At 50.7% G+C, this 15,764-nt stretch carries 15 protein-coding genes, 1 tRNA gene and 2 pseudogenes; 17 read left to right on the plus strand and 1 reads right to left on the minus strand.

All coding sequences use genetic code 11. From position 1 onward, the window contains the following. The first annotated feature begins 38 nt into the window (after positions 1-38). The 6 genes from P8N76_20625 (at position 39) to P8N76_20650 (ending at position 4,672) form a co-directional block, all read left to right on the plus strand. Entirely contained in the window at positions 39-1,343 is a 1,305-nt protein-coding gene (locus P8N76_20625) for a DUF1015 domain-containing protein (protein MDG2384090.1), read from the plus strand. Between the two features lie 366 nt (positions 1,344-1,709). Continuing rightward, a complete protein-coding gene (locus P8N76_20630; GenBank protein MDG2384091.1) occupies positions 1,710-2,456 on the plus strand; it encodes a ParA family protein in 747 nt (248 codons plus the stop codon). Beyond that, complete coding sequence (locus tag P8N76_20635) at positions 2,449-3,516, plus strand: ParB/RepB/Spo0J family partition protein (protein ID MDG2384092.1); 1,068 nt, start codon at positions 2,449-2,451, stop codon at positions 3,514-3,516. Before P8N76_20630 ends, P8N76_20635 begins: the two co-directional genes overlap by 8 nt. A gap of 105 nt (positions 3,517-3,621) precedes the next feature. Further along, positions 3,622-3,695: transfer RNA gene (locus P8N76_20640), tRNA-Pro, on the plus strand. Positions 3,696-3,798: 103 nt separating this feature from the next. Then, positions 3,799-4,416 carry a hypothetical protein gene (locus P8N76_20645; protein MDG2384093.1) on the plus strand — a complete coding sequence of 206 codons (618 nt, stop codon included), beginning with the start codon at positions 3,799-3,801 and terminating at the stop codon, positions 4,414-4,416. Next, positions 4,409-4,672: a hypothetical protein gene (locus P8N76_20650; protein ID MDG2384094.1), complete on the plus strand. Its 264-nt coding sequence runs from the start codon at positions 4,409-4,411 to the stop codon at positions 4,670-4,672. The genes P8N76_20645 and P8N76_20650 overlap by 8 nt, the downstream gene beginning before the upstream one ends. Positions 4,673-5,249: 577 nt before the next feature. Here P8N76_20650 and P8N76_20655 read toward each other — a convergent pair. Then, positions 5,250-5,948, minus strand: coding sequence for a sulfotransferase family 2 domain-containing protein (locus P8N76_20655; GenBank protein MDG2384095.1), 699 nt, complete (start codon positions 5,946-5,948; stop codon positions 5,250-5,252). Positions 5,949-6,409: 461 nt separating this feature from the next. Here P8N76_20655 and P8N76_20660 point away from each other — a divergent pair, with 461 nt between their 5' ends. From P8N76_20660 to P8N76_20710, 11 genes and pseudogenes are all read left to right on the plus strand, one after another. Continuing rightward, positions 6,410-6,820, plus strand: a complete 411-nt coding sequence (locus P8N76_20660) for a hypothetical protein (protein MDG2384096.1) — start codon at positions 6,410-6,412, stop codon at positions 6,818-6,820. 663 nt (positions 6,821-7,483) lie between these two features. Then, positions 7,484-8,641 carry a methyltransferase domain-containing protein gene (locus P8N76_20665; GenBank protein ID MDG2384097.1) on the plus strand — a complete coding sequence of 386 codons (1,158 nt, stop codon included), beginning with the start codon at positions 7,484-7,486 and terminating at the stop codon, positions 8,639-8,641. 567 nt (positions 8,642-9,208) lie between these two features. Continuing rightward, positions 9,209-9,454: an acyl carrier protein gene (locus P8N76_20670; protein MDG2384098.1), complete on the plus strand. Its 246-nt coding sequence runs from the start codon at positions 9,209-9,211 to the stop codon at positions 9,452-9,454. After that, a complete protein-coding gene (locus P8N76_20675; protein ID MDG2384099.1) occupies positions 9,451-9,600 on the plus strand; it encodes a hypothetical protein in 150 nt (49 codons plus the stop codon). The genes P8N76_20670 and P8N76_20675 overlap by 4 nt, the downstream gene beginning before the upstream one ends. Positions 9,601-9,623: 23 nt before the next feature. Continuing rightward, positions 9,624-10,225 (plus strand): annotated as a pseudogene (locus P8N76_20680) (hypothetical protein). Positions 10,226-10,264: 39 nt separating this feature from the next. After that, the gene (locus tag P8N76_20685; GenBank protein ID MDG2384100.1) at positions 10,265-10,669 is read left to right on the plus strand and encodes a hypothetical protein; all 405 of its coding nucleotides are present in this window, start codon (positions 10,265-10,267) and stop codon (positions 10,667-10,669) included. A gap of 264 nt (positions 10,670-10,933) precedes the next feature. Then, positions 10,934-11,500 (plus strand): AMP-binding protein, encoded by a 567-nt coding sequence (locus tag P8N76_20690; protein MDG2384101.1) that lies wholly within the window; start codon positions 10,934-10,936, stop codon positions 11,498-11,500. Further along, a pseudogene (locus P8N76_20695) lies at positions 11,475-12,093 on the plus strand (AMP-binding protein). The gene P8N76_20690 and the pseudogene P8N76_20695 overlap by 26 nt, the downstream one beginning before the upstream one ends. 60 nt (positions 12,094-12,153) lie before the next feature. Then, positions 12,154-12,459 carry a hypothetical protein gene (locus P8N76_20700; protein ID MDG2384102.1) on the plus strand — a complete coding sequence of 102 codons (306 nt, stop codon included), beginning with the start codon at positions 12,154-12,156 and terminating at the stop codon, positions 12,457-12,459. 446 nt (positions 12,460-12,905) lie between these two features. Then, positions 12,906-14,141 carry a sialidase family protein gene (locus P8N76_20705; protein MDG2384103.1) on the plus strand — a complete coding sequence of 412 codons (1,236 nt, stop codon included), beginning with the start codon at positions 12,906-12,908 and terminating at the stop codon, positions 14,139-14,141. Between the two features lie 483 nt (positions 14,142-14,624). Continuing rightward, positions 14,625-15,734 carry an SGNH/GDSL hydrolase family protein gene (locus P8N76_20710; protein MDG2384104.1) on the plus strand — a complete coding sequence of 370 codons (1,110 nt, stop codon included), beginning with the start codon at positions 14,625-14,627 and terminating at the stop codon, positions 15,732-15,734. Positions 15,735-15,764 lie beyond the last annotated feature (30 nt).

Raw genomic sequence — 15,764 nt, forward strand, 5'->3', positions numbered from 1 at the left:
TCTTTTGTCGTTCCCAGCCTGCCGTCGAGCTTTCAAACATGCCAAAGATTCAAGCCTTTCCTGGACTACGCTATGACCTGGGTCATGTCGGCTCATTGAGCGACGTAATCGCCCCGCCCTACGATGTGATCGACGACCAGCTGCGAGACAGCCTGTACGAGAAACATCCAGCTAACGTGATTCGACTGATCCTGAATCGTGAAGAGCCCGGCGATGACGAACAATCAAATTGCTACAGCAGAGCTGCACGATTCTTAAAGAATTGGCGGAGTGAGGGGGTTTTGGAACGTGAGGCGGACCCCGCCATCTACGTCTACCATCAGTCGTTCGAAGTCGACGGACAGCCTCTGACCCGGCGCGGGTTTATGTGTCGAACTCAACTGGAGAAGTTCGGCGAGGGCTCGATCTATCCGCATGAAGAGACCCATGCGTCCGCCAAAGAGGACCGGCTCAAACTAACACGAGCCTGCCATGCGAACCTGAGTCAGATCTTTGGGCTGTTTCCGGACCCGGAAGGAGAAGCCCAAAACCTGCTGGAAGCTCACATTACCAACCAGCAACCGATCGAAGCCACAGATCACCTCGGAGTCGTCCATCGGATTTGGCCGGTCACCGATGCCAACGTCATTGCTCAAGTCTCGGCGTTAATGAATGCGAAGCCCGTTTTTATCGCCGACGGCCATCATCGCTACGAAACGGCCTGCAATTTCCGCGAAGAGCTACGGGAACAACAGGGGATCGACGAAAAACACCCAGCAAACTGCGTTTTGATGATGTGTGTTGGCATGAATGACCCGGGAATGATCGTTCTTCCCACCCATCGGTTGTTCCGTGAGATGCCTGCGTTGACCTCAAGTGAACTCATCGAAAAGCTCGGCGATCGCTTTGATTGCCAAGTTGCCGGGGAAAGTCCCGAGCAGGCGGAATCGATCTGGTCGGAAATTGAAAATGAAAACGAACAGGGAACGATTGGGCTCTTCACCGCCAAAGATCAAAAATGGGTGATTGCCCGTATCACCCCGGCAGGTCGTGAACGGATGAAAGAAATTGCCTCGGATCAGAGCTCCGACTGGCAAGGGCTGGGCGTCAGCATCCTGCATCGAATGATTGTTGAAGATCAGCTCGGACAAACGAAGCTACCAAAGCCGAAGTACGTTCATCTGGTCAGCGAGCTCCAGGACGGTCTGGCCAAGCCAGACGAGTTTTCGCTCGCCGCGCTCGTGATGCCAGCCACGCTCGATCATATTCGGGCAATCAGCCAACACGGCGAACGAATGCCGGCCAAGAGCACCTATTTCTATCCGAAGCTGCTCAGCGGCTTGGTGATCAACCCGCTCGATTGAACGACGGGCGAAATCGAGGCAGTTCGGCAAAGCCGGGTCCTACCGGCATCTTGGACTAGAATTCACTGGCCTGTCGATTGATTCCGGCGGCGCGGAGCTTGCCGATTCGATAAAATCGGCTGTTTCACGTGGAACCGTCAACTAGACAAGATACGGGGTTTCACGTGAAACGGGAGATTATTCCCTGAGACCCGTTCTTTCCGGCGTTTACTCGAGGAACTGACGTTCCTGAATCTTCGACTCCCGGTTTACAATGCGCGCCGCCGAAGAGCGATCCTTCGGAAGCGTCGAACCACTTGCTTCGGATGACGATGGATCGGAATCGTTTGGCGACAGAGCCAGGGGCCCACCAACGGAGAATTATCTGTGCCGCGGATCATATGCGTTGCCAATCAAAAGGGCGGAGTTGGCAAAACAACCACCGCGATCAATCTTTCGGCCGGATTGGCCCTCAGTGGTAATCGAACTCTATTGATTGACCTCGACCCTCAATGCAATGCCACAACCGGCTTGGGACACACCGCCATCGATCGACATCCGCTTCTGACCACCTCGCCCCTTGAACATGTGCTTCCCAACGTCACCATGGACGGGCTCGACGTTATGCCAGGTAGTCGCCGTTTTGACGATGTCCAGTCGCTCGCAACGGGCAAGGCAGATGCATTGGCCCGAATTCAAGACTTTTTTAGTCGAGATGTTTCGTCCTATGAATTTGTGTTGATCGATTGTCCGCCCTCCTTGGGTGCACTCACCGAAGCGGCCCTTTCCTGCTCGAACGAAGTGCTGATGCCGATCCAATGTGAATATTTCGCGATGGAGGGGCTCACTCAGATGATTCAGGTCATTCGTCGTGTGATGCACCAACCAGGAAACCAACTGCAGTTCGGTGGGATCGTCCTGACAATGTACGATCACACCCTGGAATTAACACTCGAAGTGGACGCAGAAGTGCGTGATTTTTTTGGTGACGTCGTCTTCGATACGGTCGTACCACGGGATGTCTCGGTTTCCGAGGCTCCTAGCTACGGTCGTTCTGTCTTACAGTATGCGCCTCGATCCCGCGGGGCTCGTTCTTACGTGGAATTATGCATGGAGGTTTTAGATCGTGTCTAAAGAACGAAGGTTAGGACGCGGATTAGCAGCATTACTCGGCGAGGACAATGAACCGGTCCACGTCCCTCAAGCGGTAAGCTCGCCACGGCTCCACAGCCCGGAAGAAAATGGACAAACTCCGCCAGCTCAACACGATCCTGAGCTGTCGGAGCCACAACCCAGCAGCGAATTCCATCCCGATCAGGGTGCCGCCAGCGAAGCTTCGGCAGCTAAGGACGGAGACCTATTGCTACTAAGTGTTCACCAAATCGCTGACAACCCGTTTCAACCTCGTCGCGAGTTCAGTGAAAGTGAAATCACTTCCCTGGCCGAAAGTCTGAAAGAGCATGACATGCTCCAACCAGTCTTGGTCCGACGAGTCGAGGATCGCTGGCAGTTGATCTCCGGCGAACGCCGCCTGAGAGCCGCGATTCAAGCCGGTTGGAGCCAAATCCCGGCTCGCGTTAGGCAGGCCGATGATCGTCTCGTCGCCGAATTAGCCATTGTCGAAAACTTGCAGCGAAAAGATCTGAACGCAATCGAAAAAGCGTTCTCCTTCCGCCGCTATCTCGATCAGCATCAGTGCACACAGGAAGATCTCGGCAATCGACTCAAAATCGATCGTTCCACCATTGCCAACCTATTACGACTATTGGAGTTACCAGAACGAGTTCAAACCGAGCTTCAAGGCGGATCCATCTCAGCTGGACATGCACGGGCTTTATTGCCACTGGGCGATGAAGAAATTCAGATTGAATTCAGCCAACGCATCCATCGCGAGGGAATCAGCGTCCGTGAAACGGAACGTCTCGTCCAGGAGCGAATTGAACTGGAAGATGGCGATGGTTTGGGGAACGTCAGCAGGAAATCGGGACGAAGAAAGAAAAAAACCCGAGATGGTCACGTCGCCTCTCTGGAACAACAGTTACGCATCCTACTAGGCACGAAGGTCGACATCCGACAATCAAGTCGCGGCCGTGGACAAATTGTGATCCATTTTCGTAGCAATGACGAATTTGAACGGCTGCAAGGAATAATTACGAATCAAGATCAAAACGAACATCAAAGCTTTGCCGGTTAGCCAACCAACAAGCTATTATGTACACCTGAACACTACCGGTGAGATTGCGGAAAACAGGAGCGAGTGATAGCATGGATCACTGGCATCGGGTTACCCAATCCGATTCGGGGCGTAGCTCAGCCTGGCAGAGCGCTACGTTTGGGACGTAGAAGTCGCTGGTTCGAATCCAGTCGCCCCGACTCACTTCGTAACTACAGTTCCCGTCAACAGTTGCGGCATCAACGACGGAGTTCTGCTCATCAGGCCGTATTGCAAGCGTGCGAACTCCCGATCGCGGTCATCGTGAACAAAAACCGGCATATCTACCTTTCGCCGCACCACGACGATGCCGTCTTGTCCTACGGAGGCACGATCTATCGGCTCTCTGAGGCGGGGCACGCGGTCACGGTTCTGAGTGTCTTTACCGCCGGTCTGTCGTCATGGGAAACGGTCTCGCCACACGCTAAGCACCTGCTCAGGCTTTGGCGGTTGCAAAGAACATCTGCAAGGCGCTTGGATCGAACTCCCTCTCGGCCCTTGTGCTACAGCCCGCTCGGCATCGGGAGGCATGTCGATCACCAATTGGTACACCTGGCAGGGAAGCATCTTGCCGCAGAGGGGTGCCGGGTCCTGTTTTACGAAGATGATCCGTATTGTGATCCTGACTTTCAATCGGTGCTCCCCCCTGAGTCGCGCGAGCGGATTGCGTCTCGGGTCTCCTCACTCACGCCTCAGGCCAGCTGCCTCTCTGCTTCTCATTTGGCCGGCAAACTTCGAGAGCTTCGGGCCTACTACTCTCAATTCCCGGTGACCTTCGGATCAGAGGAAAACATGGCCGAGAGAATTAGCCAAGTCCGGAAAGAGCGATTGGGGCATCCGGACTCCAAACAATTCGCAGAGTTTCCTCTCATCAATGCGTAAGGAACACCTATCTCTGCTTTCCTGCCCAGAGACTGAGGAGCCGTTGCGGCTGGCAGAGGTCTGGGAAAAGGATCCTTTAACGAGTGACATCCTTTTCGGGGTACTCGAGGGAGGCGGGAAGCGGTATCTCATCTTTGATGGCGTACTCATCATGGACACGAGCTCTGGCAAATCCGTTGATATTGCCGGCGCGGTTCTCTCGGATCCGGCGCTGCGAAGCAGCGATCGTATCGACGAGTTCCTGAAGAGGACTTGAACCTCCACGCCCTTGCCTCTAAAACCCTTTAAATACAAGTGCTACAGACCTAGTGTCTCACAAAAGTACAGCTAGATGTACAGCTGGTGGGCAAAAGTACAGCCAAAAGTACAGTCGTGAATCCCAGAATCCCGAAGGGGGGTGCGGGGTTTTTCTCCATAGGAAATATTTGTGGTAGCACCCTGGTTTCACGAGAGGTCAATTTGAGAAAGGGGGGTAATCGGTATCCCTGTGCCGAAAAGTGCTTCTGAGGAGCGAAGCGGCGCACGGGAGAAACCCAAATTCGGACTCCTGATTCTAAAAAAAACTGAAAATGGGACCCTCCCGCCTCGATGTACTATCCTGAGATAGCATGGACACTCAACAAGACAGAGCCAGCCTGCGGGAGCTGCGGGAGAAGTAAGCGGTATAGCTGGGCAAACGAAAGAGCTATAGAGATACCAGCAGAAGATTCCTGCGGTCTTAGCTGTTCTTTGTGCTGAATAGCCTTTGCTAAGAGAACCTGGCAACATCTAAAGGCCCAGCCTCTCCTTGGCTAATCATCTAAGCTTTTTAGGCACATCTACAAAGCCGGAAATTAGAATTCGTAGCCCAGCAGAGCTGTTTCGTATGAAAACAATTCGGCAACTTTTTGCCTCTCTGCTTCACCAAAAATCTCTCTATAATGACGCTTATCTTTTCGATATTGTGACTTTGCCCGCGGCAATTCAAGCTTCTTTGGCATATGCAGCCTAAGCCTGATTGACTCAAGTTCCTCTTCAATACTTTCGAAACGGCAAATTTTGTCTACAGCGACACCTCCATCTATCGTGTATATCCCACATCCCCTTTCTTTGAGAATCTGGCTGTGAGACTCAATGTGCTGACTGAGTGGTGGCCAGTCCTCTTTGTTGCGCCCCCCCCAGCGGTAGTGGTAATGTGAAATCATCCTATCCCACGGGTTTCTCTCAAAGCAAAATTTAAAATAGCTATTCCAAACTCTCGCACCAATATTTTTCCTAACCTCTTTTGCTCCAACGTGGTTGAAGTATGGGTCTTTTCTTTTGCCTTGTGAAGGCAGCTGTATCCAATCACGTAGCTGGTAGTGGCCCCAGGTATTCTGATAATTTTGTGACCCTCGATAGCCCAATTTACTTCGTATTTCCTCATCTTCAGGCGCGATAGGCGTAATAATATCCTTAGGCCCGCAGTACTTTGATAGCGCTATTTCTATCGAGGTCCCTGCAGTCTTGTTCGTCTTCAAAAAAATGTATTTGTATCTGTGCGAAATAATCATCAATGAGCACCACGTTTTTTTAAGGCATTCAGAAACGCAGTGTGTTGAATTCGTTGTTGATTCATGGTTTCCGAAAAAGCTTGAGTTCAGTACATAGAACAACTCTACCAAGTCCCGATTCAAACGAATGTAAAGTCTTAGCAGTCTTAAGTACAGAAACATCTATCAAATCATTTTGTGTGTAACGGTGATAGCTCTGAAAAATTGACTACTGCAGTTACCTGTTTCCTCCCGCTGTCTAATGGGCAATTTTTTCGTGGAGAAAAAATAAGGCCTCCTCTGTTACACAACTCCTTTCAGCTAGTCTCATAGCTTTGTCGCAATTGGTCATTATCTTGGCGTGCTGAGCCATTAGGCCGCGCACAGAAATATGGTGTTATAGCTCACAAGGAATTCCAATCGAAAGCTGGTTGATTGAAGAAGCTTATTAATATTCTCATAATCATAAGGAGATTTTATCTATGCATACCAAAAATATTCTCGTAGTCGCTGCGCTATTTTGTAGTTTTCCCGCGTTCTCGCAAGTTGAAGCAGTAGAGCCCAATGCCCAGCCAGTTTGGACAAAGCAGTCGCCTCACGAGCTTCCAGCAGCGGTTGCCCCTGCAACTCTCACCATAACTGGCAATGGTCAATGGTTCCAAGTGGATGTTTATGCTGGGGATAGTCCTGTAATTTCAGCTTATTCCCCTTCTGGTGAACTGCTGCCAGACGGAATCTATGAGTTTGATTTTAAGAGCATTGCAGTAGGCAACGAGGCGAATACGCTCAGCTCCAACAGTGGTTCTGCATTGTTATCACGCAACAGCGAATCCCCGTCTCAGCATGTAATCGGCCGGTTTGAAGTATCCGGCGGCTCGATAGTTTATCGATAGCGTTAAAGTCCATTTAAGGAGAAATGAATATGAGAAAAAAATTATTGCTCTTAGTATGATGACCACTATGGCCTTCCCTCCAGTCGCTATAGCGGGGAGCGCTGTTCTAGATTACCTGGCTATTCAGGAGACGCAAGGCACTGGCTCTTTCCTGTTCTTTGATAATGGCTACAGAAACCCGAATTATGACTGGGGAATACTTAACGACTCTAACGACATGGCGCTAACGTTCGGTACATTTATCGGAAACGTTTTATACGGCGAGCCAGTTGCTTTTTCCTATGGCGCTCCGAATGCCTCTCTTCTTCTCAGCCTGTGACAGTTGGTCGATGTTGGCTGACTTCAGTGTTGCCACGTACTCAGTGTAGGTCTGGTGAGCTTGTTCCCACGCTGTGAGTACATCGGCATCGGTATCCCTTGTGGTGACACCTAGTGCCTTGCGGTAGATGGGGTTGTCTCGGACCTGAGGGTGGTCCCGTAAAGCCTTGGGGAACCTTCTCTGATACGAGATATTCCCACGTTTACCAGTGACCATGATGTGCTTGAGTTTCACTGTACCTGTCTCCTTCATGTGAATAGAAGTAGCACGAGTACAGCTGGATGTACAGCCACGGCAGTAACTGCGGTGGTGTAAGCTGTTGAATACTAAAGGGTTGTTACTGTATGTATGGTGCCCAGAAGAGGAATCACCCGGTCCTTCATCGTTTAAGAACCTTCCCCGAAGGAGGGTCTTTCGAGGAGTTTATCAGCCGCTGGTTCCCGCGAGGGCTCTTCGCTGCTGACGCGCTTGCAGAGCGGTTGCACGCTGTATTCGGGAAAGCCGGGCCCAGCCTGTCCGGGCTTCACTTGCTCTTCAGGCGCATGGCTGGCATCAAGGGGATCGAGGAAGCACCAAGCGGGCCTGGGCATCTTCGCTGGCGAACAGCAAAAGCCTGCTACCACGCGGCGCTGCCCGTACTTGGGCTTCTCGACGGTCCCTGCATACTCGACCTTTGCAGCAGTGTCGGGCATTTTCACCCGTTGATTCGGCTCGCCCATCCCGAAGCACGGATCATCTCTTGCGACAAATTGCTAATTACCCAGATGGTTGCAAGGCGTTTCTTTCGCCCGGACGAAAATGTTCTGTATTTAGCACTGGACGCAAACCAGAACCTGCCGTTTTTAGACGATGCAATCAGTAGCCTGTTCAGTTGCGACAGCCTCTGCTACCTAGAGAGTCTGGAGAAATGTTTGTGCGAACTCTCAAGGGTACTGCCGCCAGATGGGCAAGCCGTGTTTCCGATGTGCATGCCCCCGGCGCATCCCAATGCTTCACAGCCCACTACGCGAGCGCGCAGCAAGGAAATGTGGGAACAGCTCTGCTCCATCCTCGACGGTGACGAAGAGGCACTGTTCGTCGATCAAAAAGAACTCACGCGGATGGCGCTGCAAGCGGTGCAGTTGAGCGACGATACCTTCAGTGAGAAAGGTGCGCTGGTTGAATCGTATACTTATATACGAAAGCCGTCACCGCAACGGCTGGGATGGTCGTGTCCGGAAAACGGCGAGGCCTCCTGGTCCATCAACCCGATTTACAACGTTAAAAAGAGGGGCTCCACGCTGTTGCTCCGGAAACGGTTGAAACCGCGAGCGACCCCGGACTTAGAGTTCGACTCCTTTCCCGATCACCTCGAATTGCCAGCCACTCGGTTCGACGAGCGTGTCGCTTGGGCTCAGCAGGCCCAGATTCTCCAGCCGATCACGGCTCGCGTCTACACGCCGGATCGATACTGGCCCTGCTCCCCTCCTGCATCACAAATCCCCAGCGATTCCCGAACGTAAGAAGGATTGCAACTTTCTTGGCACAACGCTTGCCTGCTATCTGCGGTCTCCCGAAGCAATCGCCCCGTGCACGCGAGAGATGGCTTGAGATTCTACTATGGATAATCCGAATAACCCCACGCATCAACCCAAGCGACGTCAGGATCAATCGATACGGAGTCAGAAGAAAGAACTAGCACGGCAAACGTAAAAGCAAGGTTTAGAACGATCAATTCCAACCCACTTGATACCTGGAACCAGGTAAAACTTCTTCTAATTTTTCCGCTACGTTATGGCAAATGCCTGATTAAATCTGCAGTGCCTGAAAACGTCTTGTTACTTTTCTTCGCAAATTACGACGTATTATTTTACTCCGTAGTCTGTTGCATTAGACGACACGATCACCGTCGATCGATAATCGCCTGATTACATCCCCACCGCTGCCTCAAGTAGAAATCAAAAGCTTCGAGTGAGTTTGATCGCGTCTAGAATCACAATGACATGATTTCGACAAGGAACAGTTCAACTTTCATTTCATCGCAGGTTCGAAAGATTCAACTCAATTTAATTACAAGATGAACAACCAACATGACCGAATTGAGCGAAGAACTGAAGATTCTGTTTTCCGATGAACTGCGAATCGCAACGGAAAACATCAAAGCAGACACTTCGTTATTTAGTTCGGGAATCATTGATTCATTTCAACTAGTTTCGCTGATGATCCTGATTGAAAAGAAGTATGACATTGGAGTGAACTCCGTTGATGTCAGCTTGGACAACTTCGATAGCGCCGAAAAAATCGCCGCGTACATCTCGAGGACGAAAGCGGAGTGATCACCGACCAACAGCAGCGTTTTCTGGCCAAGGCGGCACAGGATCGAGGGACGCCTTGTTACGCTTACTTCTTGAGCGATATTCGACAACAGTTCACCAATTTGCGTGAAGCGTTCGGGGTCGGTTTTCTGTTAGCTATGCCGTAAAAGCGAATCCCAATCAACAGATCTTGCGTTCGATCGCACCTCTAGTTTCTACGCTTGACGTATCCTCAGCCGGTGAAATTGACCATGCTCTAGAGATTGGTTATCCGGCTACTAACTTAACATTTTCCGGTCCGGTAAAACGCCAAGCTAAACTGCAACGGCCGTCTCGGTTGGTTGCGGTGAGATTGTCTGTGAATCAGATGCTGAATTAACGCATTTGAATTTAGCAGCTCGAAAACAGTCAACATCGGTAGATGTCTACTTGCGGATCAATCCCAAAGATGCACCCAAGTCGTTTGGACTCCAGATGTCAGGACGACCAAGCCAATTCGGAATCGACGAAGAAGATCTGCCGGATGTCCTGAGTAAATTTGATCAATTCGAATCGCTGAATCTCTGTGGATTTCATATTTATTCCGGAACAAATTCTCTGAACGAAGAAGCGATCTCTCAAAACTTCGCCATTTTCATCACGCTCTTTTCAAGGTTTTCAGAGATGGCGCAGATCGAACCGAAGAAGCTTATTTTCGGTTCTGGCTTCGGGATCCCTTATACGGAAGGTGATTGCCCGCTAGATCTCCAACAACTCAGTCAGCTCATCAACCCGCAGATTGATGCCTTCCGGTCGCAAACAAGATTCGGATCAACCCAATTCGTTTTGGAAATGGGGCGCTATTTGGTTGGACCTGCCGGTTATTTTCTGACCTCGGTAATTGGCAAAAAAAAGAGCCGTGACGTTGAGATTCGAATGTGTGATGGTGGCATGAACAACCACTTAGCCGCCTGCGGACTCATGGGCATGGTGATTCGCCGAAATTATCCAATGCAACGACTCGGCGAAGCCCCACACGACATTCAAGACTACATGCTAGTCGGCCCGCTTTGCACGACAATTGACACGATTTCATCGAGCGTCGCGCTTCCTCAATTGGAATGTGGTGATGTGATCGCGATTGCTTCATCGGGAGCGTACGGATTCACCTGTAGCCCCCATCAATTGATTAGTCACCCCATTCCTCAGGAACATGTGATTGAAGGCAATGCGGACGACTACCAAATTTTGACCTAGTGGGCGACTGCTCCCATTATTTTCTCAAGCATCCGAACGGATTGAACCAATGATGACCAACGACTACGAAGGAGTATTAATCGTTGGTGTCCCCAGAAGGGGCACAACGCTGCTCCGGCGCATCTTCGATTCGCACCCCAACATTTGCTGTCCTCCTGAAACCTATCTGTTTGGGTCCTGTCGCAGTGCAGGAGATCAGAGAGCGAGACTGATTCCCGTCGTCGAATAGAGTTATAGCTACGAGTGGCTCAAATGAGGGCAACAATGCAAAAAACGCTAGTTGAAGCTTTTCTGTCAAACGTTGAACACCGAGCAACCAATCTAGCCCTTGTTCAAGCCGATAATTCGCTTACCTATGAGGATCTATACTCACGTGCTGCAGCCTTGACGGCGTTGCTGAAAGACCAAGGGATTTCTAGAGGCGATCGAGTGCTATTCTTCATGGACGCCTCGGCTGACTTTTTGTCACTACTGATCGCGACATGGAGTCTGGGCGCTATCACTGTTTTGCTCGGTCGCCAGTCCAAACTTGAACAACTAAGATACGCCGTCGACAAGACGCAACCGAGACTGGTTGTTTGCGATGGCCCACCGGCGGATACAGCCGGACTGGAAACGTCAACACGCATCCTGCATTTAGCGAATTATTCATTCGAACAAACAGCACAAATCGACTGCCCTCGTGAAGCTAACTACGCTTCCATCGTTTTTACTTCTGGATCCACAGGAAAGCCGAAAGGAGTAACGCAGTGCCACAGGAATCTCATGCGTGGCGCATCAAAAGTTGTACGTTATTTAAACATTGATGAAAGCGATCGATTTAAACATTGATGAAAGCGATCGACTGCTCTGTCCGGTTCCATGGGCGTTTGATTATGGATTCTTGCAAGTCCACAAGACAATTCTTGCAGGAGCCACTCATGTCCTGCCGGAAAAACTGAACCTCTTTGCAATTTGCAAAGCGATTTCAGAATCCAAACCAACGGTCTTTCCTGGACACCCGTCGCTATTTTCGTTTTTGCTGCAAGGGCTTTCACCTTTTCAGGCAACCGATCTAAGTAGCTTTCATCTTGTAACAAAATGCGGGAGGCAAACTCTCACGTCCGATCTTAAATCGCCTGCGGAAACTGTTTACGAATGCGAAGTTTGTCTTAAATTATGGCCTGACAGAATCATACCGCAGCGCCTTTCTCAGCCCCCACCTCATCGATGAAAAACCTGATTCACTTGGTCTGCCCGTACCAGGCGTTCAACTCGACATTGTCGACGAGGAAGGAAACGATCTTCCCGCCGGTCAAATTGGGCAAATCGTTCATCGAGGCGACTTAATTTTCCACAAATACTGGGATGATCCAATCGCCACCTCAAAAGTCTTAAAACAAGACGCTGCCGATCGGAAGTGTTTGTTCACTGGAGACGATGGCCACAAAGACGAAAATGGATACATCTATTTTAAGGGGCGAATTGACCGACAAATCAAGACCATGGGGCGACGAGTCTCACCGGAAGAAATTGAAGAGGCAATTCGACTCTCCGGCCTCGTCGAGGAAGTCGCTGTCTTCGGAGTCCCTCACGAACTCATGGGGCAAATGGTTTCGGCCGTCGTCGTACCGCAAGCTGCAGTCAAAAATATTAAGAAAAGCTTGCTCGAATACTGCGATACACACCTGACTACGTTCATGACACCACGAAATACCATCGTACGGGACATGCTGCCAAGGACACCAAATGGCAAGGTGGACTACGAAAGCATCAAGATGGCTGAGTTCTGCGAGGAAGCAGGTAACTGAAGTCGCTAGTCGCGGAATTCTGCAACGGCCTCACGAAGCCGTCGATTAGATCGGCATCTCGCGATCATCGACGAAGGGCTTCAAGCGCTACTAGTACCGAGTATGCTTAAACGACGATCAAACACGATTTCGATAAGCTGCACGACTCAGAATGGCACGCGAATGCCATCACTCTGTTTCCCCCTGCAATTCAACTATCTGATTGGTGGTCGTGTCGTCCCTTGTCGGATCACTCCATTCATTGCCAGCAAAACAGATCGTTGGCCCCTGATTCGGTATACTTTAGCTGCCTTCCCTCAGCTAGGTTTCCAACGATTGAGACTTGTCGGCTTGACTCCGAACTATCGCACTAACAACCTGTAACCGCGCAAGGCACTGTAGACCACTACATCGTTCAAGCGATGAGGATGCAACCTTGGCTGGGTTTGATTAAAAATGAGCAGAACATGAATCCTTCTTACTTGATCGCCCCTTTACTTTGTAGCCTCGGGATCGTACAGATTGTCAAATCCGACGAGAGCCCACCGCTGATCGCTTCCATCACCAAGGAAACGCTCCTGCGAAATCGTGACGGCAAGGGGAAAACATGGTTTCATCCCAGAGTGTGCATGCTGCCAGGAGCTGATCAAACTCCGATTGCATTGATGACTTTGCAAGAAATTGGCGGCTCCGACTACTTTGGCCAAGTCCACTGGTCCACCTCGGCAGACCTTGGCAAAAGCTGGAGCACTCCCCAGCCAATTGCGGCCTTTGGTCGTGAAACAGTCCCCCAACGACGCGATGGGCTCAAGGCGGCCGTTTGCGACGTCACGCCACAATATCATCCGGCAACGGAATCTGTGATTGGGCTCGGCCATGTCGTGTTCTACAAAGGTGACTACTTCGCCCGCAACGAACAGTTACGTCGCTATCCAATCTATGCGGTTCGAGATAAAGAGGGCCATTGGTCGGATCGCAGGATCCTCGAATGGGACGATCCGCGAAGTGCCTACATCTACTCGAACAACTGCGGACAAAGAGTTGTCCTCAACAATGGCGATGTTCAAATGTCATTTACATTTGGGCCGCAGGCGATCCACCGAATGGTCGCTGGTGTGCGAGCGAATTTTGATGGAGAACAATTGACAGTACGCGAAGTAGGTCCTCCTTTGCACAATCCCAAAGGACGCGGACTGCTTGAGCCTAGCGTCACCCGTTTCGACAATAGATTCTGGATCACCATGCGCGCCGAAGACAATCGCGGCTACATGAGTGTAAGCGAGGACGGACTCCATTGGTCCGACAAGCGGCCCTGGTGTTGGGAGGATGGCACGTCGCTCGAGATGTCAACAACTCAGCAACATTGGGTGACTCACAGCGACGGACTCTTTCTCGTCTACACTCGAAAAGCCCCTGAAAACAGCAACGTCATTCGCTGGCGTTCCCCGCTGTGGATCGCGCAAGTCGACACCAAAAGCTATTGCCTCAAAAGGTCTACCGAGCAGATCGTGCTCCCGATTGTCGGTGATGGCATCAACCAGCCCGACAAGGTTGCATTGATGGGTAACTTCAACGTTACCAATGTGAATTCCCGAGAATCCTGGATTACTGTTGGCGAGATGATGCCGCGCAACGGCTACCTAGGTGATGTGCTGCTCGCTCGCATCCGATGGACAAAACCGAACAAAACGCCAATCTGGTAGTACCGAGAAATCTCGCCCTCGCATTAACGAATGACCATCGCGGAAACAATTCGTCGATCTGCCATCGGACCTTCCCGGAGTCTACCGCGCTTCGACCGTCATATTCGAGCTGGTCAATTAGAGGCTGAATCGGGTTTTCGATGCCGCAGCCGTTTGCAAGCGACTGAAGCTTTACCGGATGTAAACATTTCACGAACCTGACAACGCAACTGTTAACAACATTAATCGCAAGCCCGAACCGATCCGCCTCCCAACAGTTTCAGAGCGAAACAGTAGCACACCATGACACGCTCGCACAACAATGCCATTTGACGACCTGAGAATATCTTGGGGGCCTGGAATACGGCCAACTATAATCGAAACCTCCGAAACCAATTACAAAGAGCTTGGCTTAGATTAGTTGACAAAGATTCTTGACCAGACTCATTCAAACTTACTCAACCCGTTTACCGCAGCGCCTCCCCAATCAAAGCACACCGACTCATGACATCATCACTTGGCGATGACGAGAAACGACCTCCCAAAAGAGGTCGCCTTCGAAGCAAGTTGCTCGTTTTGACAATCAGCTGTTGCCTCTGCCTGTTGTTTCTTGAGGTCACCTGCCAGATCTTTTTGGCTCGTAAATATTCGCGGCTCACGACAAGACAAGCTTTGTCTCGAATCTTTCAGGCCGCCCCTGTCGATCAGAAGGCGAAACGTTTCGATGCCGAACTGGGATGGGCTAACATCCCGAACTATTCGAAAGACGGCATCACTCATAATTCTTTCGGTTTTCGTGGGCCCCGCGAATATCCGCTCACGGTTCCACCGGGTAAGACGCGGATCATTTGCATCGGTGATTCCTTCACCTACGGGCAAGGTTGCAAAGACGACGAGGCCTATCCGGCTCGCCTTGAAAGTCTCAATCGAAATATAGAAGCAATCAATTTGGGTACAGGCGGATACGGAATCGACCAAGCTTACCTCAAATACAAGCGGGATGGCGTTGACTTTGAGACGGACCTCTTGCTCTTTACGTTCATCCAAAATGATTTTGAACGCATGGCATTACCCACCTTCTTGGTAAACAATCCCAAACCTTATCTTGTGGTGAAAAACAAATCGCTGCTGGTTGCCAACGTACCTGTCCCCGACTGGAGCGACCCCACCCGCAGCTGGCTCGAAACCTTCCCCAACAAGACAGCTCTTTTCCGAGTTTGCAGGAAAATAATTGACGAACGCTTTAAACCCAAAGACGTATTCCCTGTAGCGAGCAAGGTTTTTGATGAGCTCCACCAGCTGTCCCTAGCTCGAAGTCAGCAACTCGTGTTGGTCTATCTACCAACCATTAGAGATGACTTCAAACAAAGGCCCAAATACACTTCCCGTGTCAGAGAGTTTGCAAAGCAAGAGAAAATCCCCTTCATTGATCTTACAACTACTTTCAAAACTCTATCCCCAGAAAGGCTGCTTGCGCAAGTCCAGAAAGACGAGCCTAGCGGCCATTACTCAGCAGAAGGCAATCAACTCGTTGCCGAGACCTTAATGAGGGAACTGAAAGTGTTGATGCCTCAGATCGCTCAAGGCACACGCAAAAAAGAGACACAGGACTAAGGGTGGCACTTTCAGAATCGAACCCCATCA

Source organism: Pirellulaceae bacterium (assembly GCA_029243025.1).
Taxonomy (GTDB): domain Bacteria; phylum Planctomycetota; class Planctomycetia; order Pirellulales; family Pirellulaceae.